Source organism: Brachybacterium sp. Z12, assembly GCF_014400405.1.
Classification (GTDB): domain Bacteria; phylum Actinomycetota; class Actinomycetes; order Actinomycetales; family Dermabacteraceae; genus Brachybacterium.
Genome location: NZ_CP060496.1, coordinates 2,068,733 through 2,082,283, shown reverse-complemented (window position 1 = coordinate 2,082,283; position 13,551 = coordinate 2,068,733). Strand labels below are relative to the sequence as shown.

At 68.7% G+C, this 13,551-nt stretch carries 8 protein-coding genes and 3 pseudogenes; all 11 read left to right on the top strand.

The features are described 5' to 3' along the window. The first annotated feature begins 6 nt into the window (after positions 1 to 6). Positions 7 to 1,099: pseudogene (locus tag H3H54_RS11040) on the top strand (branched-chain amino acid aminotransferase). A 7-nt stretch (positions 1,100 to 1,106) separates the two neighbouring features. After that, positions 1,107 to 2,736 (top strand): annotated as a pseudogene (gene cimA, locus H3H54_RS11035) (citramalate synthase). Between the two features lie 48 nt (positions 2,737 to 2,784). Then, on the top strand, positions 2,785 to 3,333 hold the full coding sequence (locus tag H3H54_RS11030) for a glycine cleavage system protein R (protein ID WP_262423931.1): 549 nt from the start codon (positions 2,785 to 2,787) through the stop codon (positions 3,331 to 3,333). A 339-nt stretch (positions 3,334 to 3,672) separates the two neighbouring features. Next, entirely contained in the window at positions 3,673 to 4,812 is a 1,140-nt protein-coding gene (locus tag H3H54_RS11025; protein ID WP_262423930.1) for an MFS transporter, read from the top strand. A gap of 55 nt (positions 4,813 to 4,867) precedes the next feature. Then, positions 4,868 to 8,618: pseudogene (locus tag H3H54_RS11020) on the top strand (nitrate reductase subunit alpha). A gap of 37 nt (positions 8,619 to 8,655) precedes the next feature. Then, entirely contained in the window at positions 8,656 to 10,290 is a 1,635-nt protein-coding gene (gene narH / locus H3H54_RS11015) for a nitrate reductase subunit beta (protein ID WP_262423929.1), read from the top strand. Continuing rightward, positions 10,290 to 11,114: a nitrate reductase molybdenum cofactor assembly chaperone gene (gene narJ, locus H3H54_RS11010; protein WP_262423928.1), complete on the top strand. Its 825-nt coding sequence runs from the start codon at positions 10,290 to 10,292 to the stop codon at positions 11,112 to 11,114. The genes narH and narJ overlap by 1 nt, the downstream gene beginning before the upstream one ends. Next, complete coding sequence (gene narI, locus H3H54_RS11005; RefSeq protein WP_262423927.1) at positions 11,111 to 11,842, top strand: respiratory nitrate reductase subunit gamma; 732 nt, start codon at positions 11,111 to 11,113, stop codon at positions 11,840 to 11,842. The genes narJ and narI overlap by 4 nt, the downstream gene beginning before the upstream one ends. After that, positions 11,842 to 12,114 (top strand): DUF6457 domain-containing protein, encoded by a 273-nt coding sequence (locus H3H54_RS11000; RefSeq protein ID WP_262423926.1) that lies wholly within the window; start codon positions 11,842 to 11,844, stop codon positions 12,112 to 12,114. The genes narI and H3H54_RS11000 overlap by 1 nt, the downstream gene beginning before the upstream one ends. Positions 12,115 to 12,427: 313 nt before the next feature. Continuing rightward, a complete protein-coding gene (locus H3H54_RS18960) occupies positions 12,428 to 13,081 on the top strand; it encodes a hypothetical protein (protein WP_316249015.1) in 654 nt (217 codons plus the stop codon). 61 nt (positions 13,082 to 13,142) lie between these two features. After that, positions 13,143 to 13,472 (top strand): hypothetical protein, encoded by a 330-nt coding sequence (locus tag H3H54_RS18955; RefSeq protein ID WP_316249014.1) that lies wholly within the window; start codon positions 13,143 to 13,145, stop codon positions 13,470 to 13,472. Positions 13,473 to 13,551: the final 79 nt, after the last annotated feature.

Here is a 13,551-nt window from a genome sequence, read left to right as displayed (position 1 = left end):
AACCCCGTGAGCGCGCTCGACTTCACCCAGACCAGCACCACCCGTCGTGTCGGCGACGACGAGCGCGCCCAGATCCTCGCCGACCCGGGCTTCGGGCAGCACTACACGGACTTCATGGCCCGCGCCCGCTGGACCGTGGACGGCGGATGGGGCGAGGCGGAGGTGGTGCCCTTCGGCCCGCTCCAGCTCTCGCCCGCCGCCGCCGTGCTGCATTACGGCCAGGAGATCTTCGAGGGGCTCAAGGCCTTCCGCCACGCCGATGGCTCGGTGTGGACCTTCCGGCCCGAGGCCAACGGTGAGCGCCTCCAGCGCTCCGCCCGCCGCCTCGCGCTCCCGGAGCTGCCGGTCGAGGACTTCCTCGCCTCGCTGAAGGCCGTGACCGCGGCGGATGAGCCCTGGGTGCCGGAGGCCACCAGCGAGGAGTCGCTGTACCTGAGGCCGTTCATGTTCGCCAGCGAGGAGTTCCTCGGCGTGCGGGCCTCGCACACCGTGGACTACTACGTGATCGCCTCGCCCGCCGGCCCGTACTTCCCCGGGGCGTCCAGCCCCTGGTCGTGTGGATCACCGACGAGTACGCGCGCGCCGGAGCCGGCGGCACCGGCGCGCGGCGAAGTGCGGAGGCAACTACGCCTCCTCGCTGCTGGGCAAGAACGAGGCGGCCGAGCACGGGGCCGACGAGGTGCTGTTCCTGGACTCCGAGACCCACACCAGCATCGACGAGCTCTCCGGGATGAACGTCTTCGCGATCACCCGCGACGGGCGGCTGCTCACCCCGGCCCTGACCGGCTCGATCCTCGAGGGCGTCACCCGCCACTCGATCCTGCGGCTGGCCGAAGATCGCGGCCTCGAGGTCTCCGAGCAGCGCCTGGTCATGAGCGAGGTGCTCGAGCAGGTCACCAGCGGGGAGATCACCGAGATGTTCGCCTGCGGCACCGCCGCGGTTATCAACCCGATCGGCGAGTTCCGTGCCCACGGCGGCTCCTGGACCGTGGGCGATGGCGGCTCCGGGCAGGTCACCCTCGCCCTGCGCAAGGAGCTCACCGACATCCAGTACGGCCGGATCCCGGACCGTCACGGCTGGCTGACCCGACTGGTGTGAGCGCGCGATGACCACCGCAGCCACCGAGGCGATCGCTCCCATCCCGTCGTTCCATCTCTACGACACTACCCTGCGCGACGGCTCCCAGCAGGAGGGGCTCACGCTCTCCGTCGCAGACAAGCTGGCCGTCGCCCGCCACCTCGACGAGCTCGGGGTGACCTACATCGAGGGAGGATGGCCCGGCGCCGTCCCCCGCGACACCGAGTTCTTCGCCCGCGCCGCCCAGGAGCTCGAGCTGCGCAGCGCACGGCTCGCAGCATTCGGCGCCACGCGCAAAGCCGGCCTCGCGGTGGGGGAGGACCCCCAGGTCGCGGCGCTGGTGGACTCCGGCGCACCCACCATCACGCTGGTCGCCAAGTCCGATCTGCGTCACGTCACCGGAGCCCTGCGCACCACCGCTGAGGAGAACCTCGCGATGGTGCGCGACACGGTCGAGCACCTGGTGGGCCTCGGCCGGGAGGTGTTCCTCGACGCGGAGCACTTCTTCGACGGCTTCATCCACGATGCGGAGTACACGACCTCGGTGCTGCTCGCCGCCTATGAGGCCGGCGCCTCCGTGCTGGTGCTGTGCGACACCAATGGCGGGATGCTCCCGCACCAGGTGACCGAGATCGTCGACCAGCTGCGCGCCCGGCTCACGGCCGCGGGAGCGGGGAGGCCCGCCTCGGCGCCCACACCCACAACGACACCGGCTGCGCGGTCGCGAACGCGATCTCCGCGGTGCGGGCCGGAATCACCCACGTCCAGGGCTGCATCAACGGCTACGGAGAGCGCACCGGCAACGCGGACCTCGTCACCCTGATGGCGGACCTCCAGCTGAAGATGGGCATGGATCTGGTCCCCGTCGAGACGTTCGAGGAGACCACCCGCATCGCCCACGCGATCGGCGAGATCGTCAACATGCCGGTGAACCCGCGAGCCCCGTACGTCGGCGCGAGCGCCTTCGCCCACAAAGCGGGCCTGCACGCGAGCGCGATCCGGGTGGACCCGGACCTCTACCAGCACACCGATCCGAAAGCCGTCGGCAATGACATGCGGATGATCATCTCCGACATGGCGGGCCGCGCATCGATCGAGCTCAAGGGGCGCGAGCTCGGATTCGACCTGGCCGGTCATCCCGAGCTGCTCTCGCGCCTCGCGGCGACGGTCAAGCAGCGCGAGGCGATCGGCTACTCCTATGAGGCGGCCGATGCCTCCTTCGAGCTGCTGCTGCTGGATGAGCTCGGGCAGGCCCCCAGCTATTCGATCGTCGAGTCCTGGCGCGCCACCTCGCAGCTCGGCCGCGACGGCAGCCTCGAGAGCGAGGCGACCGTGAAGCTGCTCGCCGACGGCGATGGGCCGCACGAGCGCAAGGTCGCGATCGCCGAGGGCAACGGCCCGGTCAACGCCCTGGACCTCGCACTGCGCGAGGCGCTGCGTGAACGCCACCCCGAGGTCGACGATTTCGAGCTGCGCGACTTCAAGGTGCGCATCCTCGACGCCCACCACGGCACCGACGCCACCACCCGGTGCTCGTGCGCACCTCTGGGCGCGGACTGGAGTTCCAGACCGTGGGCGTGGGCCCGAACGTCATCGAGGCCTCCTGGGAGGCCGTCTACGACGCGTACACCTACGGTCTGTACAAGGCCGGGGTCTGATCCCGGGACCCATGGTCCCGGTCGCGGCGCGGGGGCTACCCTGAACGCATGACGCCCCATGTGACGACAACCACCTATGTGCTGACCGCCATCGGAGACGACCGCCCCGGCCTCGTCGCCGCCCTCGCCGCCGCCGTCGACGAGCACGGAGGGAACTGGGTCGACAGCCAGCTGGCGCTGCTCGCCGGCAAGTTCGCCGGCATCGTCCAGGTCGAGCTGCCGGACGAGAGCGTCGCGGCTTTCCTGGGGGCGCTGCCCGCCCTCGCCGAAGAGGCCGGTCTCGCGGTCGAGGCGACCGAAGGGGCGGTGGAGGGGGCGGATTCAGGACCGCGGACCGCGCTGCGCCTCCACCTGCTGGGGCAGGACCGCACCACCGGGATGGTCCGCGAGGTGACCTCCGCGCTGCGCTCGCAGGGTGCGACCATCGACGGTCTGCGCAGCTGGACCCGGGAGGCTCCGGAAGGCGGCGGCATGCTGTTCGAGGCGGAGGCCGAGCTGCGGCTCCCCGCCGAGGCCGAGGAAGCCGATGTGCGCGAGGCGCTCGAGACGATCGCCTCCGAGCTCATGGTGGATCTCGAGCTCGACACCCCCGAGTGACCTCTCATCACGCTCAATTACGTGACGCCCGCATTGCTGAATTCGCATTCTTCGAGAATGCACCGACACGACCGTCCATAAAGCACTGGAAACGAAGAGGTTCCCCGAATCCATGATTTCCGGGACCGAAGTCCCCTAGTCTGAGCCTCAGGGTCGAGGACCCTTGAAGGGTGAAGATCACCCCTCGCGACGCGTCACCGGGCAGTCCTCGATCCACGCACTTGCCCTCGAGCGTGGAGAGTCGACCATGACCGCGTCCCCCGTCCCCAGAGCCGCCGACACCAACGCCGTCCCAGCCGGAGCCTGGCGTGCACTTGCCCTGGTCACGCTCGGATTCGGGTGAACTTCTGGGCCTGGGCACTGCTGAGCCCCCTGGGCCCCGTCTACGTCGAGCAGGGCCTCGCCGCCGATGCCTCCCTGATCGTCGCGATCCCCGTCCTGGTCGGGTCGCTGGGCCGCATCGTGATGGGAGGCCTGACCGACCGCCTCGGCGGGCACCTGATGTTCCCGGCCGTATCGGTCATCACCGTCATTCCCGTCCTCTTCGTCGGATTCATCGGCCAGCACACCTACCCCACCCTTCTGCTCGGCGGATTCTTCCTCGGCATCGCCGGCACCACGTTCGCGATCGGCGTGCCCTATGTGAACTCCTGGTTCCCGCCCGCTAAGCGAGGCATGGCCACCGGTCTGTACGGCGTGGGCATGGGCGGCACCGCGATCAGCGCCTTCACCACCGTGCCGCTGGTCAACTCGGTCGGCGACGCCGCCCCCTTCGTGCTCACCGCGATCGCCCTGGTGCTCTACGCCGTGGTGGCCTGGCTGTTCATGCACAACGCCCCCACCTGGCAGCCCTCCCGGAAGAACATGGTCGCCCAGTCGCTGGCCGTCATGAAGCTCACGGTGACCTGGCAGGCCTGCTACCTCTACGCGCTGTCCTTCGGCGGCTACGTGGCCTTCTCCGTCTTCCTGCCCACGATGCTGCAGAACTGGTACGGACTCGACGCGGCGGACGCCTCCTTCCGCATGGCCGGGTTCGTGATCGTCGCTGTCGTGATGAGACCCCTCGGCGGCACCCTCTCGGACCGTCTGGGCGCAGCGAACACACTGCAGCTCTCCTACGTGGCTGTCGCGCTCTGCGCAGCGGTGCTCGCCTTCCAGCCGTCGCTGATGCCCATCGGCACGGTCGCCTACATCGTCATGGCAGGCGGCCTCGGGCTCGGCTCCGGCGCGGTGTTCGCCCTGGTCGCCCAGACCAGCGATCCCTCGGTGGTCGGCTCCGTCACCGGGTTCGTCGGCGCCGCCGGCGGTCTGGGCGGCTTCATCCCACCGCTGATCATGGGCGCGATTCATGCCGACAGCGGCAGCTACTCCTTCGGGATCGTGCTGCTGCTGCTGGCGACCCTCGGCGCGATCGTGGTGACGCTCTTCGTCGCACGAGGAGCACGCGCGAGCGCTGCGGCCCCCAGCCCCGTGTCCTGATGACCGTGCCTCGTCCCGATCGTCCCGCACCCCTCGTCTCCAGGAGGAGCACCTCATGACCATCCAGGACCGCCAGGCGCCGAAGGATCGGCCCGCCAAGCCCGCCGCCGGGATCGACTCCCCGCTGTTCGACGCCCTCATCGGCGCGCGGAAGATGTTCAGCCGCTCGGAGAAGATCAGCGACGACAACCGTGAGACCCACAAGGTGGGCGGGCGCGGCGGCGACTCCTTCTACCGCGAGCGCTGGAGCCACGACAAGGTGGTGCGCTCCACCCATGGCGTGAACTGCACCGGCTCGTGCTCCTGGAAGGTCTACGTCAAGGACGGCGTGATCACCTGGGAGTCGCAGGAGACCGACTACCCCTCGGTCGGACCGGACAAGCCCGAGTACGAGCCGCGCGGCTGCCCCCGCGGCGCGTCCTTCTCCTGGTACACCTACTCGCCCACCCGGGTCCGCTACCCCTATGTGCGCTCGGCTCTGCTGCAGATGTACCGCGAGGAGAAGGCGAAGGCCCCCGGCCACGATCCGGTCGAGGCCTGGAAGGCGATCGTCTCCGACCCGGAGAAGGCTCGCCGCTACAAGTCCGTGCGGGGCAAGGGCGGGCTGGTGCGAGCCTCCTGGGACGAGACCGTGGAGATGATCTCGGCGGCGTACGTCCACACCGTCAAGGAGTACGGGCCCGATCGCGCCACCGGCTTCTCGCCGATCCCCGCGATGAGCCAGGTCTCCTTCTCCTCGGGAGCGCGCTTCCATCAGCTCATCGGCGGCTCCATGCTGTCGTTCTACGACTGGTACGCCGATCTCCCGCCCGCCTCCCCGCAGGTCTTCGGCGACCAGACCGACGTGCCGGAGTCCGGGGACTGGTGGGACGCCGCCTACCTCATCATGTGGGGCTCGAACGTCCCGCTCACGCGCACCCCGGACGCCCATTGGATGGTCGAGGCCCGCTACCGCGGGCAGAAGGTCATCTCGATCGCGCCCGACTACGCCGAGTCGGTGAAGTTCGCCGACGAATGGCTGGCACCGCATCCCGGCACCGATGCCGCGCTGGCGATGGCGATGGGACACACCATCCTGCGCGAGTTCTACGTCGACCGGCAGACCGCCTACTTTGACGCCTACTCCAAGCAGTACACCGACCTGCCGTTCCTGGTGCAGCTCGAGCAGCGTGAGGACGGCACCCTGGTGCCCGGCAAGTTCCTGGTGGCCAGCGAGGCCGGTGAGCAGCGCACCGCCGAGGCGGCCACGGAGCACGCCGACTTCAAGCCGATGATGTTCGACGCGGCGACCGGCGCCCCGTGGTCCCCAACGGGACCCTCGGCCACCGCTTCTCGGAGGACGGCGTGGGCCGCTGGAACCTCGAGCTGGGAGACATCGACCCCGCGCTGAGCCTGCTGGGCCACCACGAGGAGGTGGCCGAGGTGCTGATGCCCCGCTTCGACACCGTCGGGCAGGGCGGCCGCGGGGACGTGGCCCGGGGCGTGCCGGTGCGTCGGATCGACGGCCGCATCGTCACCACCGTCTTCGATCTGCTGCTGGCCGAGTACGGCGTGGGCCGCGAGGGCCTGCCGGGGCAGTGGGCCACCGGCCTCGACGACGCCGAGGCTCTCTACACCCCGGCCTGGCAGGAGGGGATCACCGGGGTTCCCGGCGTGGCCGTGGCCCGGATCGCCCGAGAGTTCGCGCAGAACGCGATCGACTCCGGCGGACGCTCGATGATCATCATGGGGGCTGGCACCAACCACTGGTTCCACTCCGACACCATCTATCGCTCCTTCCTGACGCTGACGAACCTGTGCGGCACCCAGGGGGTCAACGGCGGCGGCTGGGCCCATTACGTCGGCCAGGAGAAGGTCCGGCCCATCACCGGCTGGATGCATCTGGCCAACGCCCTGGACTGGTCCCGGCCCCCGCGGCAGATGACCCAGACCACCTACTGGTACATGCACACCGATCAGTGGCGCTACGACCGCTTCGGGGCCGACACGCTCGCGGCGAAGACGGGGGCCGGGCACTTCTCCGGCACCACCACTGCTGATGCGGTGGCGCTGTCCCAGCGGCTGGGCTGGCAGCCCTTCTTCCCCCAGTTCGACATCTCCTCGCTGGACGTGGCGGACCGGGCCGCCGAGGCGGGGGAGGAGACGATCCCGTACCTGGTGGACCGGCTCAAGGACGGCACGATCAAGTTCGCGGCCGAGGACCCCGACGCCCCGGAGAACTTCCCGCGTATCTGGTCGATCTGGCGCGCCAACACCCTGGGCTCCTCCGCCAAGGGCGACCAGTACTTCTTCCGCCACCTGCTGGGGGTGGACTCCGCGGCGACGGAGGAGGAGACCCCGCCGGAGTTCCGGCCCCGGGACGTGAAGTGGCGCGAGGAGGCACCGACCGGGAAGGTCGACCTCGTCCTCACCCTCGACTTCCGCATGACCAGCCAGACCCTGCACTCCGATGTGGTGCTGCCGGCGTCGACCTGGTACGAGAAGCACGACCTGTCGACCACGGACATGCACCCCTTCATCCACTCCTTCAACCCCGCCATCACCAACCCCTGGGAATCCCGCACCGACTGGGAGGCCTGGGCGGCGATCGCCAAGAAGTTCAGCGAGCTGGCCGAGACCCACCTGGGCACCCGCACGGATGTGGTGGCCTTCCCGCTTCAGCACGACAGCCCCGGCGCGATGGCCACCCCGCACGGCCGGGTGCGGGACTGGAAGGCCGGTGAATGCGAGGCGATCCCGGGCCTCACCATGCCCACCCTGGTCGAGGTCGAGCGGGACTACACGCAGATCTATGACAAGTTCAGCTCGATCGGGCCCCTGCTGGACACGCTCGGCATGACCACCAAGGGCATCACCTACGAGGTGAAGGAGTACGTCGAGGAGCTGGGCCGGCTCAACGGGGTCAAGCGGGACGGGGCGGCCGCCGGCCGTCCCAAGATCGAGACCGACCTGCAGGCGTGCGAGTTCATCCTGGCGCTGTCCGGGACCACCAACGGCCACATGGCCACCCAGGGTTTCAAGACCCTCGAGAAGCGCACCGGCGTCAAGCTCCACGACCTCGCCGCCGAGCACGAGGGCAAACGGATCCACTTCGCCGACACCAAGGCGGCCCCGGTGCCGGTGATCACCAGCCCCGAGTGGTCCGGGTCGGAGACCGGCGGGAGGCGCTACAGCCCCTTCACCATCAACGTCGAGCGCAAGAAGCCCTGGCACACCCTCACCGGGCGCCAGCACTTCTACCTCGATCACGACTGGATGCTGGAGATGGGGAGGCGCTGCCGGTGTTCCGACCCCCGTTGGACATGACCGCCCTGTTCGGCGAGACGCCGATCGGGGACAAGGGCGCCGACGGGATCAGCGTGCGCTACCTGACCCCGCACAACAAGTGGGCGATCCACTCCATGTACCAGGAGAACTTCTACATGATGAACCTTTCCCGCGGAGGGCAGAACATCTGGATGAGCGTCGAGGACGCGGAAGCCGTCGGCATCACCGACAACGACTGGGTCGAAGCCGTCAACCGCAACGGCGTGGTCGCGGCCCGCGCCGTGGTCAGCCACCGCATGCCCAAGGGCACCGCCTTCATGCACCACGGCCAGGAACGCACCGTGAACGTGCCGGTCACGGAGCGGGATGGGAAGCGCGGAGGCGTCACGAACTCGCTGACGCGGATCATGATCAAGCCCTCGCACCTGATCGGCGGCTACGCGCAGCTCTCCTACGCCTTCAACTACTACGGACCCACGGGCAATCAGCGCGACGAGGTGACGATGATCCGCAAGCGCACCGCCCCTGTCGAGTACTGATCCCCCGAACCCACATGCAGAGCGAAGGAGAGCCGCGATGAGAGTCATGGCCCAGATGTCGATGGTGATGAACCTCGACAAGTGCATCGGCTGCCACACCTGCTCGGTGACCTGCAAGCAGGCATGGACCAACCGCTCCGGAACGGAGTACATCTGGTTCAACAACGTCGAGACCCGGCCCGGGCAGGGATATCCCCGCGGCTACGAGGACCAGGAGAAGTGGAAGGGCGGGTGGGAGCTCGGCAGGAACGGGCGCCTCAAGCTCAAGGCCGGCGGCCGCATCACCAAGCTGATGCAGCTGTTCTCGAACCCGAAGCTGCCAGGCATCGAGGACTACTACGAGCCGTGGACCTACGAGTACGACAACCTGCTGAACGCCCCCGCGAACTCCAAGAACATCCCCACCGCCCCGCCGAAGTCGCTGATCACCGGTGAACGGCTGGATATCCAGTGGTCCGGCAACTGGGACGATGACCTGGGCGGGACCTACCTGCACAAGGACAAGGACCCGATGCTCAAGGGCATCGAGGACAAGGTGCAGTTCGAGTTCGACCAGACGTTCATGTTCTATCTGCCGCGGATCTGTGAGCATTGCCTGAACCCCACCTGCGTCGCCTCCTGCCCCTCCGGCGCGATCTACAAGCGCGAAGAGGACGGCATCGTCCTGGTGGATCAGGATGACTGCCGCGGCTGGCGCATGTGCATCACCGGCTGCCCGTACAAGAAGATCTACTTCAACCACCAGACCGGCAAGGCCGAGAAATGCACCTTCTGCTACCCCCGCATCGAGCAGGGGGAGCCGACGGTGTGCGCCGAGACCTGCGTGGGTCGCCTGCGGTACATCGGGCTGGTGCTCTACGACGCGGACCGGGTCACCGAGGCCGCGTCCACGAAGGACGAGCAGGGCTTGTACGAGGCACAGCGCGACATCATCCTGGATCCCCATGATCCCGAGGTCATCGCGGGCGCCGAACAGGCCGGGATCCATCACGACTGGATCCTCGCCGCCCAGAAGTCGCCCACCTACAAGCTGATCAAGGACTACGAGGTCGCGCTCCCGCTGCACCCTGAGTACCGCACGATGCCGATGGTCTGGTACATCCCGCCGCTGTCCCCGGTGGTGGATGTCGTCCGTGACACCGGCTACGACGCGGAGGACGCGGAGAATCTGTTCGCCGCGATCGATGCGCTGCGGATCCCTGTGGAGTACCTCGCGAACCTGTTCACCGCGGGGGACGTGCCCACGGTCGAACGGGTGCTGTATCGGATGGCGGCGATGCGCTCGTACATGCGCGACATCAACCTCGGCAAGGAGCCGAGGGAGGGGATCGCCAACGCCGTCGGCATGGACGGCCAGACGATGCAGGACATGTACCGCCTGCTGGCGATCGCGAAATACGAGGACCGCTATGTGATCCCGTCAAGCCATCACGAGTCCGCGCACGATCTCGAGTCCACCGGCACCGACTGCTCGCTCAACGTCCCCGGCGGTCCCGGGATGGGGATGTCCCTGCCCGAGGAGTCGATGGGGATGTCTGGGCCCGGCTTCTCCTCCAAGCGCCAGGAGGCTGCGGTCGATCGGCCCGAGGGCGTGCGGATCAACCTGCTCAACTGGGACGGCAACGGCCGGCCCGACGGTCTGTTCCCGACCGCTGCCACCGGGAGCGCCTGATGGGCGCCCTGGCACGGCTGCTGAGCCGACGCTCCGAGGATCCAGGGAAGGGAGCCACGGCGCTCGCTCCGTCGAAGGCGCGCTCGCCGCGGGACCTGCTGCACGCCTCCGGGATGAGCACCGAGCAGCTGCGGTTCACCTGGATCGCGGTGTCCTGGCTGCTGACCTATCCGGATCAGGAGACGCTCTCGCGCTATCCGGCGGTGCGCGAGCTCGCCGCCGGGCTCCCCGAGCCCGCTCGCTCCGCACTCCTGCGCACGGTCGACATGCTGGCCGAGCGGGACGCGCTCTCGGTGCAGGAGGAATATGTCGACACCTTCGACACCCGCCGACGCGGGTGCCTGCACCTGACCTACTTCAGCCATGGCGACACCCGTCGGCGGGGCATGGCCCTGCTGCGCATCAAGCAGGACTTCCGCACCGCGGGCCTCGAGATCGGCAGCGAGGAGCTGCCGGACCACCTGCCGGTGGTGCTCGAGTACGGGGCGGCCCATGACGCCGAGCGCGGTGCGAAGATCCTGCGTTCGAACCGACCCGGCGTGGAGCTGCTGCGCCTGCATCTGGCGGACATCGGCTCTCCCTGGCACGGGGCTCTGGTGGCTCTGTGCTCGACCCTGCCTCCCCTGGACGTCGAGGACCGCGAGGCGGTGCTGAAGCTCGCCGAAGAGGGCCCCGAGAACGAGACCGTGGGCCTGGACGGCTACGGACTCGAGGGCGACGCCGGGGACATGGCAGGGCAGACCTTCGCCTCGAGCGGCTGCGATTCCGGTGCCGCGGCTCCCGGCCCTGTCCCGGTGGACCTGTTGAGAGGACGACCCTCATGAATGACGTGACCACGCTCCAGCTGATGCTGTGGGTGGTGTTCCCCTACATGGTGCTCGCCGTGTTCGTGCTCGGGCACGTGTGGCGGTTCAAGGCGGATCGCTTCGGCTGGACCACCCGCTCCAGCCAGATCTACGAGTCCAAGCTGCTCTCAATCGGGTCGCCGCTGTTCCACTTCGGGATCATCGGGATCTTCGTGGGGCATGTGGTGGGGCTCGGCATCCCGAAGTCCTGGACCCAGTTCTTCGGGATCAGCGACCACGTCTACCACCTGATGGCCATCACGATCGGGCTGGCCGCGGCGGTGGCCTGCGTGGGCGGACTGCTGATCCTGCTCTATCGTCGGCGCACCAATCGACGCGTCTTCGGCGCCACCACCGCGGGCGACAAGCTCATGTACCTGCTGCTGGCGATGACGATCTTCTGCGGTGTCCTGGCGACCGTGGTGCACACGGCCTTCGGCGCCTACGACTATCGCGAAGGGGTCTCGATCTGGTTCCGCAACTTCTGGACCCTCCAGCCGGACCCTTCGCTGATGGCGCAGGCCCCGCTCTTCTTCCAGCTGCACGTGCTCAGTGCGATCGCGCTGTTCGGGATCTGGCCGTTCACCCGCCTGGTGCACGTCTTCGCGGCGCCGCTGGGCTATCTGACCCGGCCGTACATCGTCTATCGCAGCAAGGACCCCCGCAAGGAGGCCGAGCGCCGCGGTTGGGAGAAGGTGAAGTTCTGATGGCTGCGAGACCCCCGGTGACCCTGCAGGAGGATTGGGAGACCGCCCTCCTTCCTTGGTTGGAGCGAGTGGCCGAGATCCTCGATGTGGACGGCGTGGATCTGGACGTCGACCGGGTCCACCTGATGACCGGGGTGGTGGCCGACGGAGTGCAGCGCTCGATGGCCCCGATCTCTGCCTTCCTGGTGGGCGCGGCCGTCGCGCGCGGAGCGAGCCTCGAGGAGGCGTGCGCCGCGGTCGAGATCGCGACGCGCGAGCGCGCCGCGGCCTGAACGCCCGGCGCGCCCGAGCTCGGAGGTACTTTCGTCTGGATCTTGCCAGGCCGACGACTCCGACCGCTCGCCCGCGGCTGCGTGGCGGACGATCGTCCAGAACCCGGCAGCACCTGTGCAGACAGCGGCGGGCGCGAGGATCTGGGCACCTCCGGGGCGCAGGCTGGTCATCGTCCGAACGTCCCAGGGGCCGGTGACCGGCCGGTCACCACGTACTTTCGACCCCTGCCGTGATCTGGCTCACGCCCCGTACGGTGTGGTCCGCGGCCAAGGACGGCCGCTCCCGTCCCCACCCCTCGGAAGGATCCTCACGGTGACCCACGATCAGGAACCCCAGGACCATTGCACGCCGTTGACGCACCATCTCGGGCGCGGCGCACGCGTCGCCGGAGGTGTCGCCTTCGCGGCGGCGCTGGCGTTCGGCGGCGCCGGGCTGGCCTCTGCGGAGCCGGCCGATGACCAGTTCGAGAGCACGTCGTTCTCGCAGTCAGCCCAGGAGGACGCAGCGGGCTACTGGACCGCGGAACGGATGGAGGCGGCGACTCCCGCCGACGAGCTGATCGAGGGCAGCGAGGCCCCGGACGGTCAGGTGGAGTCCTCGAGCACGGTGCAGGTGCCGAGCATCGACGCCGAACCCGCGATCGCCGCAGGCGGACAGGGCGATGGTGAGGCGGAGGCCGGCGACTGGGGCTGGGACGAGGATCCCAGCGCCGCAGCAACCGACAGCGCGCACATCGGTAAGGTCTTCTTCACCGTCGGAGGCAGCGACTACGTGTGCTCCGGCAACTCCGTCGCCTCCGACAACGGCTCGACCGTCTCGACCGCCGGGCACTGCACGAGCGAGGGCGGGACCTGGGCCAGCAACTGGGCCTTCGCCCCCGGCTACGACAACGGAGACACGCCCCACGGCCTGTGGAGCGCGACCGAGCTGTACGCCCCCAGCAGTGGGTCGGCCAGGAGGACATGAACTACGACATCGCGTTCGCTGTCGTCCAGCCGAGTCCGGCAGCCAGGACCTCGCGGACACCGTGGGCGCCTCCGGCATCGAGTTCAACACCCAGCGCGGCGAGCTGTACACCTCCTACGGCTACCCGGCCGCGGCCCCGTTCGACGGCGAGAGCCTCGAGCAGTGCCAGGACTACGGAGTCGACGACACGCTCGGCGGCACCGACGACCAGGCCATCGACTGTGACATGACCGGTGGCTCCTCCGGTGGTCCGTGGTTCGTCGGTGATGGCGCCGACGGCATGCAGATCTCCGTGAACAGCTTCGGCTACACGGCGCAGCCGAACGTCATGTACGGGCCGTACCTGGGTGATGTCGCCCAGGAGGTCTATGAGGAGGCTGCGGCGGCCTGACCACGAGGCTCGACGCACGATCCGCAGGTGCCGGTCCCCGAGGGGGCCGGCACCTGCCCACGTGCGAGGGAAGGCACGA